At 63.8% G+C, this 14,597-nt stretch carries 14 protein-coding genes; 7 read left to right on the forward strand and 7 right to left on the reverse strand.

Going from position 1 to position 14,597, the window contains the following annotated elements; genetic code table 11:
• Positions 1 to 236 precede the first annotated feature (236 nt).
• From EN869_RS29955 to EN869_RS29965, 3 genes are all read left to right on the forward strand, one after another.
• Positions 237 to 635, forward strand: a complete 399-nt coding sequence (locus EN869_RS29955) for an NADH:ubiquinone oxidoreductase subunit NDUFA12 (protein ID WP_127230146.1) — start codon at positions 237 to 239, stop codon at positions 633 to 635.
• Positions 636 to 770: 135 nt separating this feature from the next.
• A complete protein-coding gene (locus EN869_RS29960) occupies positions 771 to 1,325 on the forward strand; it encodes a DUF2155 domain-containing protein (protein WP_127230147.1) in 555 nt (184 codons plus the stop codon).
• Between the two features lie 59 nt (positions 1,326 to 1,384).
• Positions 1,385 to 1,768 (forward strand): hypothetical protein, encoded by a 384-nt coding sequence (locus tag EN869_RS29965; protein WP_127230148.1) that lies wholly within the window; start codon positions 1,385 to 1,387, stop codon positions 1,766 to 1,768.
• A 3-nt stretch (positions 1,769 to 1,771) separates the two neighbouring features.
• Here the strand turns inward: EN869_RS29965 and aat are convergent, their stop codons facing one another.
• The 6 genes from aat to EN869_RS29995 all read right to left on the reverse strand — a co-directional run bounded on the left by aat (position 1,772) and on the right by EN869_RS29995 (position 7,218).
• Positions 1,772 to 2,389 carry a leucyl/phenylalanyl-tRNA--protein transferase gene (gene aat / locus EN869_RS29970; RefSeq protein ID WP_127230149.1) on the reverse strand — a complete coding sequence of 206 codons (618 nt, stop codon included), beginning with the start codon at positions 2,387 to 2,389 and terminating at the stop codon, positions 1,772 to 1,774.
• 12 nt (positions 2,390 to 2,401) lie between these two features.
• A complete protein-coding gene (gene accC, locus EN869_RS29975) occupies positions 2,402 to 3,745 on the reverse strand; it encodes an acetyl-CoA carboxylase biotin carboxylase subunit (protein WP_127230150.1) in 1,344 nt (447 codons plus the stop codon).
• A 13-nt stretch (positions 3,746 to 3,758) separates the two neighbouring features.
• Entirely contained in the window at positions 3,759 to 4,223 is a 465-nt protein-coding gene (gene accB / locus EN869_RS29980; protein ID WP_127230151.1) for an acetyl-CoA carboxylase biotin carboxyl carrier protein, read from the reverse strand.
• 26 nt (positions 4,224 to 4,249) lie between these two features.
• Positions 4,250 to 4,684, reverse strand: coding sequence for a type II 3-dehydroquinate dehydratase (aroQ, locus tag EN869_RS29985; protein ID WP_127230152.1), 435 nt, complete (start codon positions 4,682 to 4,684; stop codon positions 4,250 to 4,252).
• A 234-nt stretch (positions 4,685 to 4,918) separates the two neighbouring features.
• A complete protein-coding gene (locus EN869_RS29990; protein WP_127230153.1) occupies positions 4,919 to 5,746 on the reverse strand; it encodes a DsbA family protein in 828 nt (275 codons plus the stop codon).
• 59 nt (positions 5,747 to 5,805) lie between these two features.
• Entirely contained in the window at positions 5,806 to 7,218 is a 1,413-nt protein-coding gene (locus EN869_RS29995) for a M48 family metalloprotease (RefSeq protein ID WP_127230154.1), read from the reverse strand.
• A 185-nt stretch (positions 7,219 to 7,403) separates the two neighbouring features.
• Here EN869_RS29995 and EN869_RS30000 point away from each other — a divergent pair, with 185 nt between their 5' ends.
• Positions 7,404 to 8,552, forward strand: coding sequence for an aminotransferase class I/II-fold pyridoxal phosphate-dependent enzyme (locus EN869_RS30000; RefSeq protein WP_127230155.1), 1,149 nt, complete (start codon positions 7,404 to 7,406; stop codon positions 8,550 to 8,552).
• A 5-nt stretch (positions 8,553 to 8,557) separates the two neighbouring features.
• Positions 8,558 to 9,487, forward strand: coding sequence for a glutaminase (locus EN869_RS30005; protein WP_167507079.1), 930 nt, complete (start codon positions 8,558 to 8,560; stop codon positions 9,485 to 9,487).
• A 130-nt stretch (positions 9,488 to 9,617) separates the two neighbouring features.
• Here EN869_RS30005 and EN869_RS30010 read toward each other — a convergent pair whose 3' ends face one another.
• Entirely contained in the window at positions 9,618 to 12,578 is a 2,961-nt protein-coding gene (locus EN869_RS30010) for an Rne/Rng family ribonuclease (protein WP_127230157.1), read from the reverse strand.
• 92 nt (positions 12,579 to 12,670) lie between these two features.
• On the opposite strand from EN869_RS30010, the gene EN869_RS30015 reads away from it, so the two are divergent.
• Positions 12,671 to 12,940 (forward strand): hypothetical protein, encoded by a 270-nt coding sequence (locus EN869_RS30015; RefSeq protein ID WP_127230158.1) that lies wholly within the window; start codon positions 12,671 to 12,673, stop codon positions 12,938 to 12,940.
• Positions 12,941 to 13,273: 333 nt separating this feature from the next.
• Positions 13,274 to 14,473: an N-acetylmuramoyl-L-alanine amidase gene (locus EN869_RS30020; RefSeq protein ID WP_245489628.1), complete on the forward strand. Its 1,200-nt coding sequence runs from the start codon at positions 13,274 to 13,276 to the stop codon at positions 14,471 to 14,473.
• The last annotated feature ends 124 nt before the right edge of the window (positions 14,474 to 14,597 follow it).

A 14,597-nucleotide genomic window follows, 5' to 3' on the forward strand; every position in this document is an offset into this window, starting at 1 on the left:
TGATTTCAGGTCGATTCGACCTGAAATCATCCGGCTCTAGGCGCGCCCGGAACGGACGGGCAGAGCTTTAGAAAGACAGGCCACGCTTGGCAAGCGGCGCTGTCGCCGGTAGTAGCGGTGCATCGATTTAGCGCACGAAGCATTTATACTGCGGGCATGGCAAAACCCTTGCCTTCATTGTGGCGTGACGCCATAAGCAGGAGAAAGGCGCAGCCGCTGCCGCCGCGAGGATCTGGATGAAAACTTTCCTGCTGCAGTTTTTCACCTGGTGGAATAGCCAGACGCTGGGCACGCGCTTGCACACCTGGCGCTTCGGCAAGAAGGTCGGCGAGGACGAGGCCGGCAACGTCTATTACGAGGGCGGCGTCGATTCGGAAGGCCGCACCCGCCGCTGGATCATCTACCGCGACTATTCGGAAGCCTCGAAGATCCCGCCCGGCTGGCATGGCTGGATCCATCACCGTGTCGACACGCCCCCCTCGAGCGAGAGCTACAAGGCGCGCGAGTGGCAGAAGCCGCATCGGGCGAACCTCACCGGAACACCTGGCGCCTATCGGCCGCAAGGTTCGATTCTGACCAATCAGCATCGTCCGCAGGTGACCGGCGACTACGACGCCTGGACGCCGGGATCGTAATCCTCCGGATCGTCATCTAAGGCGCCGCTTCGGTCCGTTATCGCCACAATTGGCATTTAGCTGGTTGCTGACTGCGCAGCCATGATTAGCCTTGGGTGTTGAAGAATCACCCGGGCACAACCACCGGTATTTTGCATGAGCTCTTTCGGCCATATCTCTAAGGCGCTGATCGCGGCGACGTCGATTCTGATTGCCTCGACGGCTGCTTTCGCCGCGCAGGCGCCGGCCGCGGCACCCGCGGTTGCCGACCGCATCACCAATCCGGTGGCCGAGTTCGCCGGCATCGACAAGATCACCGGACGCATCATCACCTTCGACGTCTATGTCGACGAGACGGTGCAGTTCGGCGCTCTGCAGGTGACGCCCCGCGTCTGCTATTCGCGGCCGGATACGGAACAGCCCAAGACCGATTCCTTCGTCGAGGTCGACGAGATCACGCTCGACCGCAAGATCCGCCGCATCTTCACCGGCTGGATGTTCGCCGAAAGCCCCGGCCTCAACGCCGTCGAGCACGCCGTCTATGACGTCTGGCTGAAAGGCTGCAAGCAGAAGTCCGACGTGCCGCCGCCGACCGCGGCCAAGGCCGACACGGTCAAGCCGAAGACCGAGGCCGCCAAGCCCAAGGCTGCGGCGCAACCGGCCGACGCCGCCCCCGAGCCGGCTGACGACGATCCTTCCAGCGCCAACTGATCCCGGAACCTGTCCGCCTTTGAGCCGTTCCAACTCGGCAAGGCGAGGAGGATTCCACGATGCCCCCCAAAAAGCCGATCATGGCCAACAAGCAGGAGCTTCTCGACATCGAGAAGGGCTTCTGGACCGGCGATTCCGCCTACTATGAAGCCAATGCCGATACGGGATGCCTGGTTGCGTTCCCCCAGATGGCCAAGGCGATGACCAATGCCGAACTGGCAGCGACGGCCAGCAAGCCCAACCGATGGCGCGACCTCGACATCAAGCTCAAGGGCATGGTCGAGCCGGGCAGCGACATCATTATGCTGACTTACGAGGCGCACGCGACACGCGAGAACGGCGAATCCTATGCCGCGCTGGTCAGCACCGGCTATGTCCATCGCGCCGACGGCTGGAAGATGATGTTCCATGCGCAGACGCCGTTGGATACCGCGCAGGACTGAGCCTCAAGGGTAGAAGACAGCCTCACCCTTCAGCGCCTCGGCGAGCAGCTTCTCATACTGGCCGCGCGGCACGTCGACGGCGCCGAAGCGCTTGAGGTGCTCGGTCGTGAACTGCGTGTCGAGCAGCGCGAAGCCGCGCGCCTTCAGCCGTTCGACGAGATAGTGGAGGCAGGTCTTCGAGGCGTCGGTCTCCCTGGCGAACATGCTCTCACCGAAGAACACGCGCCCGAGTGAGACGCCATAGAGGCCGCCGACCAGCCTGTCTTCGCGCCACGCTTCGACCGAATGGCAGTGCCCCAGCCTATAGAGCTCGACATAGGCTTCGCGGATCGGCGCGTTGATCCACGTCGAGCGGCGCTCCTCGCGCTTTTCGGCGCATCCATCGATCGTCGCCTCGAAATCGAAGTCGTAGCGGATGTCGAACGGATGCCTGCGGATCGTCTTCTTCAGGCTGCGCGGTGTGTGAAATCCGTCCAGCGGAATGATGCCGCGCGTTTCCGGCCGCACCCAGAACACTTCCGGGTCGTTGGCGCTCTCGGCCATCGGGAAGACGCCAGAGGCGTAGGCCCTCAACAAAAGGTCGGTCGGGATGCGATAGCCTGGTGCGTAGGGACGGGTCATCGCATCCCCGTATCACTCACCTTTGGCCAGAAATTTTTCCAGCCAGTGGATGTCATAGTCGCCATTGGCGATATCAGGGTTGCCGACAAGGTCGCGAAACAGCGGCAGCGTCGTCTTGATGCCGTCGACGACGAACTCGTCGAGCGCGCGGCGCAGCCGCATCATGCATTCGACGCGGTTGCGGCCATGCACGATCAGCTTGCCGATCAGGCTGTCGTAATAGGGCGGGATCTTGTAGCCGGAATAGACGCCGGAATCGACGCGAACGCCGAGACCGCCGGGCGTGTGGAAATGCGTGATCGTGCCGGGCGAGGGCGTGAAGGTGCGCGGGTCCTCGGCGTTGATGCGGCACTCGATGGCATGGCCGTTGAACTTGATGTCCTCCTGCCTGACCGACAGCCCGGCGCCGGAAGCGACGCGGATCTGCTCATGCACGAGATCGATGCCGGTGATCGCTTCGGTCACCGGATGCTCGACCTGCAGGCGCGTGTTCATCTCGATGAAATAGAACTCGCCATTCTCGTAGAGGAACTCGATCGTGCCGGCGCCGGAATAGCCGAGATCGGCGATCGCCTTGGCGCAGATGCCGCCGATGCGCGAACGCTCCTCGGCGTTGAGCGCCGGCGAATTGGCCTCTTCCCAGACCTTCTGGTGGCGACGTTGCAGCGAGCAGTCGCGTTCGCCGAAATGGACGCCGCGGCCGGCGCCGTCGCCGAACACCTGCACCTCGATATGGCGCGGCTTCTCCAGATATTTCTCGATATAGACGGCGTCGTCGCCGAAGGCCGCGCCCGCTTCCGACTTTGCCGTCTGCAGCGCAACTTCGAGGTCCTGCTCAGTGTGCGCCACCTTCATGCCGCGGCCACCGCCGCCGGCCGAGGCCTTGATGATCACCGGATAGCCGATTTCGGCGGCGACGCGCTTGGCTTCCTTGTCGTCGTTGATCGCGCCGTCGGAACCTGGCACGACGGGAATGCCGAGACGCTTTGCCGTGCGCTTGGCCTCGATCTTGTCGCCCATGATACGGATATGGTCGCCCGACGGGCCGATGAAGGTGATGTTGTGGGCGGCGAGAATGTCGGCGAACTTGGCGTTTTCCGACAGGAAGCCGTAGCCCGGATGCACGGCATCCGCCCCGGTGATTTCGCAGGCGGCGACGATCTGGTGGATGTTGAGGTAGCTTTCGCGCGAGGGCGGCGGGCCGATGCACACGCTCTCGTCGGCAAGCCGCACGTGCATGGCGTCGGAATCGGCGGTCGAATGGACCACGACCGTCTGGATGCCGAGCTCCTTGCAGGCGCGCAGCACCCGGAGCGCGATTTCGCCGCGATTGGCGATGAGGATTTTCTGGAACATCTCTTGGCTGTTCCTACTCAAGGACCACCAGCGGCATCCCGTACTCGACCGGCTGGGCATCCTCGATGAGGATCGCCGTCACCGTGCCGGCGCGCGGCGAGGGGATCTGGTTCATCGTCTTCATCGCCTCGATGATGAGCAGCGTCTGGCCTTCCTTCACCTTCTGGCCGATTTCGACGAACGGCTTGGCGTCGGGCGAGGGCGCCAGATAGGCCGTGCCGACCATCGGCGAGGGCACGGCGTTCTTGGCCGGATCGGCGGGCGCGGCGGCGGACACGGCAACCGGCTGCGCGGTTGCTGGAGCGGCGGCGATCGCCGGCAGCGGCGCGGCCACGGCATGGACGGCCTGCGACTGGCGTGACACACGCACCTTGAGGTCGCCGAGCTCGACCTCGATCTCGGTCAGATTGGTGTCGTTCAGAATGCCCGCCAGGTCGCGGATCAGCTGCTGGTCAACACCGGTCTTTTTTATCGACATTTTCGAGCCTTCTGTTTGGGGGCCGGTCACAGGCGTGCCGCCAATGCCTGCAGCGCGAGCGTGTAGCCGAGCGGCCCGAACCCGCAGATCATGCCGACAGCGACCGGCGCGACCATGGAGACGTGGCGGAAGGGCTCCCGCGCGTGGATGTTGGAGAGATGCACTTCTGCGACGGGCAAGGGTGCCGCGGCGCGAATTGCGTCATGGATGGCGATCGAGGTGTGGCTGTAGGCGCCGGGGTTGATGACGATGCCTGCCGCCTTCTCGCCGGCTTCCTGGATCCAGTCGACCAGGTCGCCCTCATGGTTGGATTGACGAAAATCGATCTTGAGCCCGAGCGCGGCACCCGCCGCCTTGCAGTCCTCTTCGATGGCCGCAAGCGTCTTGCCGCCATATATCCCCGGCTCGCGCTTGCCGAGCGCATTGAGATTGGGACCGTTGAGGACGAAAATCGTTTTCAATATGCCGACCTTGTTCTACGCCGACCCCAAGCCGGCGCACTGGGCCTCTATAATGGGCATAGCCGCCCGCGAAAAGAGCGCAAGTGCGTTCTTTCGCTGTCCACAGCGGCCGGCTTTTGCGCCTTAAAGCGCGTCGCCCGGAAACGGATTCGGGCGACGCGCTTTAAATCTTTGTTTTGACCCATGTCGTTGCCCCAGAATCGGTGCGCACTTGGGCGACATGCCTTGAGGCGCTTAGAGCGCGCTCTTTGCCTCTTCGATCTTTTCCGCCAGGACCTGCTGACCGAGCGCTCCGAAGATCACCTCGTTGCCAACCACATAGGACGGCGTGCCGGTGATCGACAGTTTCGTCGCAAGGTCATAGGTGCGCGAAAGCGTTTCGGCGATGCTGGGGTCCTTCATCTTCTCGCGCAGGGTCGCCTCGTCGGCGCCGAGCGAAAGCGCCACCTTGATCGCGGTCGCTTCAGTGGCACGACCCTGGCCGCCAAGCAGCGCGGTATGGAATTCGCCGTATTTCTCAGGATGCATCAGGTGGAACGCCATGGAGACGACGCTGGCCTTCTGCGAATCCGGGCTGAGGATGGGGAACTCCTTGAGCACGAAGCGCAGGTCCGGGTCGGACTTGGTCAATGCCTTCATGTCCTCGATGGCGCGTTTGCAGAAGCCGCAATTGTAGTCGTAGAACTCGACGATCGTGACCTTGCCCTTCGGGTTGCCGACGACGCCGTCGAAGGTGGAGTTGAAGATCTCGTCCTTGGAGTTCTTGATCACGCCAAGCGCGGCGAGCCGCTGCTCTTCTTTCTGCTTGGCCTCCAGCGCGTCCTGCACCTCGAGCAGGACTTCCGGATTCTTCAGGAGATAATCGCGGATGATGCCCTCGACCTCCTTGCGATCGATCTTGGTGTCGACGGAGGGCTTGGAGTCGGCCGAGGACGCGACCTGAACCACTTGCGCACCGTCCGCCCTCGCAACCTGCGGGTTTCCCGCCACGAAGCCGAAGGCCAGCATGCCGAGCGCCACCGCCAGGCCGCCGGCACTGCCAAGCAGGATTGCCTTGTTCATGATCGTCGTTCCTTTTGCCTGTTCCGGTCCGCCTTCGTCGTCGCCGACGTCCGGGAGGTTCATTTGAGTTTATTAGACGGTGTGTAGTTTATAATATCCTGAGCGCGCACCCAGCGGGGTTCGCCGCGCTTCAATTTCTGTTGAGCGCGCATGGCGAAGATCTTCGCGTTCTGATAGTCGCCCGCATAGTAATGGCCTTCGGCGGTGGCGAGGTCGGCGGCCGGAATGTCGCCCTGCTCGCCATAGGCCTGCGCCAGAAAGCGATAGGCTTCGGCGTTTTCCCTGTCGCGCGCGACGCCGTTGTTGAGCTGGGTGACCGCCTTCTTCAGCGAATCGGGCGTGCCCACCGCCATCAGCGCCTGGCCGAGCGAGACCAGCAGCAAGCCGGAGCGCGCCGGATCGAGGCTGGCCGCCTTGGCATAGGCGTCCGCCGCGTCCTGCGGCTTGTTGATCTTCATCAGGATGTCGCCGCGCAACTCCTGGAAATAGGGGTTCTTCGGCTGCTCCTTGATCAGCGCCGCCGTCTTGGTCAGCGCCGCGCCCGGATTGCCGTAGAGATAGGCCTGCTGCGCGTCGCCATAGCGCGAGGCGAGGCTGGTCGGGTCCTTGCGCATCAGCCGCGCAACGGCCGCCTGGCCCTGCATGTAAGCGGCGATCTTGATGCGCATCATGTCATGCCGCTGCTGCAGCGCCGGCGGGTCGACAGTGTTGACGAAGGGGCTTTGCTTGACGAGCACTTCGAGGTTGGCGATCCGCTCCTGCGGCATTGGATGGCTGATCCGGTAGGGGTCGACCTGGGTGCCGGAGAGCGACAGCGCGCTCTGGAAGCGCGCGAAGGTCTTGAGCATGCCCATGCCGGACTGGCCGGTGGCGTTCAGATAGGTGATCGCCGAGCGGTCGGCGGTGATCTCTTCGGTGCGCTGATAGGCGAGGATCGAGCGCTGCGCCATCTCGCCGCTGCCGGCCGCCACACCCATGCCGGCACCCGCCAGGCCCTTGCTGTTGGTGGTGGCGCCCGCAACGATGGCGCCGGCGCCAAGCAGCGTGGCGATGATGGCCATGGTCTTGGCGCGGTCGAGCTGGTCGCGCAATTTCTGCTGATGCCCGCCGGCGATGTGGCCGGCCTCGTGGGCGATGACGCCGATGATCTCGTTCGGCGTCTCGGCGGTCACCAATGCGCCGGTGTTGATGAACAGGCGCCGTCCGGTGACGAAGGCGTTGAAACTCTGATCATTGACCAGAACGATGTCGATGCCGTCATTGGCAAGCCCCGCCGCCTTGAAGATCGGCCGCGCATAGTCGCGCACCAGCGCCTCGATCTCGGCATCCCGCACCACAGGCACGTTCTGGGCGAAGGCGCTGACCGAGCTTGAGACAGCGACGGCGGCGGCAAGCAGAAGCGTCGCGAACCCGCCGGCGGTTCGGCTGAGAGAGGTCGATTCGCCAGTAAATGGTCGGGGTCGGCTCAACATAAGGTCCACTGGTAGACGAGCGGGCGAAAGATGAAAAGTCGGCGCCGGTAACTTCCTGCGCGCTTGTGGTCGCCACATCAATCGGGCATTTGTGCGGCGCTGTCCTTTAACGGGGGCGGTTCAAGAGCGGTTCCGCGGCGGTTTCCGCCCGGAATTTTGCCGGACAAGCAGTTGGAAGAGGTCAAATGGTCGTTTCGCTTTCGCGCCGGGGGGAAGTCGAGCCATTCCATGCCATGGATATTCTGGCCGAAGCCAATCGGCTGAAGGCCACCGGCGTGCCCGTGGTTTCGATGGCCGTCGGCCAGCCGTCGGACCCGGCGCCGGTCGGCGTGCGCGAGGCGGCGGCCGCGGCTCTGAGGCATGGCCGCATCGGCTACACCGATGCCTTGGGCCTTGCCGATCTGCGCAAGGCGATCGCGGCCCACTATGGCGAGCACTACGGCATCGATATCGCGCCGTCGCGCATTGCCGTCACGACCGGCTCGTCGGCCGCCTTCAACCTCGCCTTCCTGGCCATGTTCGATCTGGGCGACCGCGTCGCCATCGCCGCGCCCGGCTATCCCGCCTATCGCAACATCATGGCCGCGCTCGGCATCGAAATCGTCGAAATCGAGCTCGGCGCCGATGCTTATCTGGATGCCGAGCATTTGAAGGCCGCGCATCGCGGGAAGCCGCTGAAAGGGGTGCTGTTCGCCAGTCCCGCCAACCCGACCGGCGCGGTGATCCCGGCGGACGAACTCGCGCCGCTGGTGAAGACGGCCGAGGAACTCGGCATCGCGGTGATCTCGGACGAGATCTACCACCGGCTGGCCTATGCGGCGCCCGATGTCACCGCGCTGGCGCATGGCGCAGGCGTCACGGTGATCAACTCTTTCTCGAAATACTATTGCATGACCGGCTGGCGCATCGGCTGGATGGTCTTGCCGGAAGAGCTGGTGCGGCCGGTCGAACGTATCGCCCAGAGCCTCTACATCTCGCCGCCGGAATTGTCGCAGATCGCGGCGATCGAGGCCTTCAAGGCGACCGAAGAACTGGAAAAGGTGAAGGCCCGCTATGCCTGGAACCGCGACCTTCTGATGAAGCGCCTGCCGGAGCTCGGCTTCGCGCTCGCAGCACCCATGGACGGCGCCTTCTATGCCTTCTGCGATGTCACTCGCCATACCAATGACAGCATGGCCTTTGCGCGCAAGATGCTTGCCGAGGCGCATGTCGCGGCAACGCCCGGCCGCGATTTCGACCCATTGCAGGGCCATCGCACCATGCGCTTTTCCTATGCCGGCAGCCATGACGACATGGTCGAGGCACTGACACGCATCGAACGCTGGCTGAAATAGAAGCCATGCCGGAACTCGAGCAAGCACTGGCCGAAGTGGCCGCCGAGATGGCGGAGCGCACCGATCGCGGCGAGGTGGCGACCTACATCCCGCAGCTCGGCAAGATCGACCCCAGGAAATTCGGCATCGCCGCCGTGACCAATGACGGCCGCGTCATCCTTGCCGGCGATGCCGATCAGCCCTTTTCGATCCAGAGCGTCTCGAAAGTCTTCACGCTCACGCTGGCGCTGGGCAAGATCGGCGACGCGCTTTGGCAGCGCGTCGGCCGCGAGCCGTCCGGCAATCCGTTCAACTCGATCGTCCAGCTCGAGCACGAGAACGGGATTCCGCGCAATCCGTTCATCAATGCCGGCGCCATCGTCGTCTCCGACGTGCTGCTCGCCGGCCATCAGCCGCGCGAGGCGATCGGCGAAATCCTGCGCTTCATCCAGTTCCTCGCCGATGACGAGACGATCATCATCGACCGCGAAGTGGCGGCGTCCGAGCGGGCCACCGGCTATCGCAACTTCGCTCTGGCCAATTACATGAAATCCTTCGGCAATCTTCATCATGAGCCGGAGTTGGCGCTGGGCGTCTATTTCCACCATTGCGCCATTGCCATGAGCTGCCGCCAGCTTGCCATGGCCGGCCGGTTCCTCGCCAATGGCGGCAGGAACCCGGCGACCGGGCATTCGGTCGTGTCGGCCGAGCGGGCACGCCGCATCGGTGCGCTGATGCTGACCTGCGGCCACTATGACGGCTCTGGCGATTTTGCCTTCCGCGTCGGCATCCCGGGCAAAAGCGGTGTCGGCGGCGGCATTTTAGGCATCGTGCCCGGGGTAGCTTCGCTAGCCGTCTGGTCGCCCGGCCTCAACGAAAACGGCAACTCCAAGCTCGGCTCCATCGCCCTGGAGAAGCTGGCCCGGATGATGAACTGGTCGATCTTCGCGCCATAGGCAAAGTCGATATTCAGGCGAGGCCGGCCTGACCTGAATCTCGATTTGCCTTGCGATGCGGCAAACAAAAAATCCCGCGCCAGGCGGCGCGGGATTTTTGCAAAGAAATCAGTCCAACAATTTGAAAAGCTTAGAAGAAACCTTTGCGCTGCCACCAACCGGCGCGCTTCGGCTTGTCCTCGGTCTTGGCCTCGTCGGACACGTTCGAGGACACGACGGGAACAACCGGCGCATCGATCGACTGCGGCTTGCGCCGCGTCGGATGAGCGTTGGCGACAGGCTCCGCCTCGGCCACAGCGGGAGCGGTGCCCGCTGGCTCGGGCTCGACAGCCACGGGCGCGACCTGGGCTTCCGCCACAGGTTCGGACACCGTCTCGACCACGGTTTCCTCTGCGGCTTTCTTTGCTCTCGAACGGCGAGGCTTCTTCGGCTTCTCTGCCGCATCTGCATCGTCATTGGCCGCAGCGGGAGCTGTGGGCTGTTCGGGCGCGGCTGCGACTGCCGGCTCGCCGGCGTCCTCGTCTTCTGCCGCTTCGTCCTCGATGTCGCCGACAGCTTCGCCGGCGCCGGCCTCCGAGACCTCGTCCTCGCGGCGATTGCGTTTGCCGCCGCGCTTGCCGCGCCGGCGCTTCTTGCCGGCGCCGTCCTCGGCGGTCACCGCCACGGCTTCGCTGTCGAGGACTTCCTGGGCTGTCTCTTCCGTTGCCTCATCACCGGCTGCGCCTGTTGCCTCCGGCGCTGGAGCGGCAATGGCGTCACCACTATGCTCGCGGTCGCGATCCCTGCCGCCACGCCGCCGCCGGCGCTTGCGGCGCTTGCGATCGCGGCCTTCGCCGTCCTCGGAGCGCTGCTGGTGCAGGCCCTGCTGCTGCGGATGGCGCGGCTGTTCGGCCTGCACCGCAACCTCTTCCTCTTCCTCGATGACGATCTCGTCCTCGGGCTCCTCAGGCTCGACATAGGCCGGCAAGCTGCGCACCTCGACAAAGCCTTCCGGCTTCTCGGCAATGGCGCCGCGGAAGATCGCGTAGTGCTGGGTGCCGAGCGTCTCGTCGGCCTCGATCGTGATCGTCAGGCCGAAGCGCGCTTCGAGCTCGACCAGATTGGCGCGCTTGTGATTGAGCACGTAAAGCGCGGTCGCGGCAGGCGTACGCACGATGATGTGGCTGCGCGAGTCCTTGAGCAGGAATTCCTCGATCGCCCGCACCACCATCAGCGCCACGGAGGAATCGGAGCGCACATGGCCGGTGCCGCCGCAATGCGGGCACGGCTTCATGGTCGATTCCAGCACGCTGGCGCGGATGCGCTGGCGTGACATTTCCATAAGGCCGAAATGCGAGATGCGGCCGACCTGGATGCGGGCGCGGTCGTTCTTGAGGTGATCCTTCAGCCGCTTCTCGACGGAGCGGTTGTTGCGGTTCTCCTCCATGTCGATGAAGTCGATGACGATCAAGCCCGCTAGGTCGCGCAACCTGAGCTGGCGCGCCACTTCCTCGGCCGCCTCCAGATTGGTGTGGAGCGCGGTCTCCTCGATCGAATGCTCCTTGGTGGAGCGGCCGGAGTTGACGTCGATCGAAACCAGCGCCTCGGTCTGGTTGATGATGATGTAGCCGCCGCTCTTCAGCGTCACCTGCGGCTGCAGCATGCGGTCGAGCTGCGCCTCTATTCCGTTGCGCACGAAGATCGGTGTGGTGTCGCGGTATGGCTGAACCACCTTGGCGTGGCTCGGCATCAGCATGCGCATGAAGTCCTTGGCCTCGCGGTAACCGTCCTCGCCGGAGACCAGGATCTCGTCGATATCCTTGTTGTAGAGATCGCGCACCGAGCGCTTGATCAGGCTGCCTTCCTCATAGACCAGGGCAGGGGCCGACGACTGCAGCGTCAGGTTGCGGACGTTTTCCCAAAGCCGCATCAGATATTCGTAGTCGCGCTTGATTTCGGCCTTGGTGCGGCTTTCGCCGGCGGTGCGCAGGATGACGCCCATGCCCTGCGGCACTTCGAGGTCGGCTACGACCTCCTTCAGGCGCTTGCGGTCCTGCGCGTTGGTGATCTTGCGCGAGATGCCGCCGCCGCGCGCGGTGTTCGGCATCAGCACCGAATAGCGGCCGGCAAGCGAAAGATAGGTGGTGAGCGCCGCGCCCTTGTTGCCGCGCTCTTCCTTGACCACCTGCACCAAGAGGATCTGGCGGCGCTTGATGACTTCTTGGATCTTGTACTGGCGACGCACCGGCTTGCGCCGGTTGCGGATTTCCTCGAGCGCATCCTCGGCGCCGACCGACTCTACCTCATGCTCGTCCGAATGCGCGGACGAGACCTCTTCCAGCATGCCGCGATCATTGTCGCTGGTGACGGCTTCGCCGACCTGTTCGGGGCCAACCTGCTCGGGCTGATCCGCCTGCGGGACCGCCTCGGAGATCACGTCGGCTTCGACGTTCGCGGCAATCGAGGTCGGCCCACCTTCGGAAGGCTTGCCCTCTTCGTCTTCACTGACGTCGCCACCGGCCTCGGTGTCGGATTGCTCAGCCGTTTCCGACACCGCTTCGACTTCGACGACGTCATCGGAGGTTTCGGGATTCTCGGCTGAAGCGTCGGCGGTCTCGCCGGCATCCCCGCTCGCGGTAACCATGGCCGTGGTTTCGTCAGCCGCTACGGCCTCGGCCGGGCTTTCCTCGTTTTCCGAGGCAGCCTGCTTGAGCTCGCCGCGGTCGCGGTTCTTGCCGCCGCGCCGCCGGTTGCGACGGCCGCCGCGATCGCGCGCCTGATGCTCCTCGCCGTTCTCGGCCTCCTCGTCGTCTTCGTCCTCGGCTTCCTGCGCTTCGGCGCGCAGCAGGGCCTGACGGTCGGCGACTGGAATCTGGTAGTAGTCGGGGTGAATTTCACTGAAGGCGAGAAAACCGTGACGGTTGCCGCCATATTCGACAAAGGCTGCCTGGAGGGAAGGTTCGACGCGGGTTACGCGGGCGAGGTAGATGTTTCCTTTGAGCTGCTTCTTGTCCTGGGATTCAAAATCGAATTCTTCGATGCGGTTACCGCGAACGACAACAACGCGTGTTTCCTCCGGGTGGGAGGCGTCTATCAGCATCTTGTTGGGCATTATCTTGTTTCCTGCCGGCAGCAGACAGCCGCAGCTGGCGTGGCAGGGCCCGCCGCTGTGCGCCTGTATATGTGTGCATGCCGGATAATTGAATGTCCGCCGGCCGCCGCTTGAGCGCAATGGCGGTGCCGCCCGCAGCCATTGTGGCGCGGTTTGATGCGGACCTTTCCATGATTGCGCTTGAAGGCATCGGCACCCAGCAGAACCTTTTGAACCAAAGCCCGGGCTGCGCCGGACCAGCTTGTTTGCTCACAAAGAGCCGGCGCGGGGCAAACCCGGCCGTTTTCCTCACGCAAGCGATTCCCCCGCCACGAGGGCACGCCTGCGAAATTCGTCGCGACCACCTGAGCCTGGAAGGGTAAAGGAGCCGCCTTTGCATCCGACCTTAGGCAGGAAACTGCTGAGGCGAGCGGTTCCAGGATTGCAGTGATCCAACGTCGCTTTTATGATTTGGCGGGATGGAAGGCAACCCCGATTTCGGATGCCGGCAAAAAGCGCTTCCGCAGGGGAAGGTGCCCTTCACGTCACTCATTAAAGGCTTGGTTAACCTTCTCTGAATACCAATCGTTAATCGGGCTGACGGGCACTCTGCGAGAAGACTGGGCGCAATGCGCCAAACCGGGAGCGACGGAAAAGAGATGGGACGTGCAGGGGCCGCAAACAAGAGGGGTGGGGCGGCGGCGCATCTGCAGCGCATGGCCTGGGCCGCTTTGCTGCTGGCGGTCGCCCTGTGTTTCACCGCCGCTGCGCGGGCCGACGCCCTGCTCGGCGCGACCGGCTACAAGATGGCCGGCGACGCCACCAAGACGCGCATCGTTGTGAATTTCGATCGCGAGCCGGACATCAAATGGTTCCTGCTGCGCGGCCCTAATCGCCTGGTTGTCGACCTGCCGCGCACACGATTCGCGCTCGACGCGAAGGATGTGAAGCCACGCGGCCTCGTGCGGGCTGTTCGCTACGGCGATCAAGGACACGGCTCGCGCCTGATCCTCACCGGCAAGGGACCTTTCACCGTCGACAAGCTCGATGTGCTGAAGAATGACGACGGCAGCGGCTACCGCATCGCCATCGATATGTCGGCCGCCTCCGAGCGGGAGTTCGATGAAGCTCTGGCCAACCAGTCGCTGACGACCGGTTCGACGGTCTCCACCCAAAAAGGCGAGCGGGTTGGCACCGGACCGATATCGGCGCCCGGCCATCGCTTCACCGTGGTTATCGATCCGGGCCATGGCGGTGTCGATGGCGGCGCCGAAAGTTCCTCCGGCACGGTCGAGAAGGACGTCACGCTCGCTTTTGCCAAGGAGCTGCGTGACAAGCTGGCCGCGGTCGGCAAATACGATGTCTACATGACGCGCGACAACGACGTGTACCTGCAATTGGACGAGCGCGTACGCATCGCCCGCCAGCACGAGGCCGACCTGCTGATCTCGATCCACGCCGATACGATCGCCGTCAAGGGCCTTCGCGGCGCCACGGTCTACACGCTATCGGACAAGGCGTCCGATCCGGAGGCCCAGGCGCTCGCCGATCGCGAAAACCTGTCCGACCAGTTCGCCGGAATGAAGATCGAGGACGACAACAAGGAAGTCACCGACATCCTGATCGACCTGATCCGCCGTGAAACGCACGGTTTCTCGATGAGTTTTGCCCATACGCTGGTCGGTCAGTTGTCGACCAGCGTCGGCCTCATCAACAATCCGCAGCGCTCGGCCGGCTTCAGGGTGCTCAAGGCTCCGGACGTGCCGTCCGTTCTGGTCGAGCTCGGCTACCTCTCCAATGCCAAGGACGAGGCGCAACTGCTCAACTCCGACTGGCGCGGCAAGGCGGCGCAAAGCATAACCAACGCGGTTGCGCTGTTTGCCGCGGCCAAGACCGGAACCGCGACAGGCGGCTGAGCGGCCGCACTCGCTCCCAGCCGCCGGACGTCTGCAACTACAAGCAGCGTTGCATGACGACAACACCCGGCGTTATTATTGGACAGCCGAGTCCTGAAATTTCGCGCTGCCGTATTTTGTCCAC

Source organism: Mesorhizobium sp. M2D.F.Ca.ET.226.01.1.1 (genome assembly GCF_004022705.2).
Taxonomy (GTDB): domain Bacteria; phylum Pseudomonadota; class Alphaproteobacteria; order Rhizobiales; family Rhizobiaceae; genus Mesorhizobium.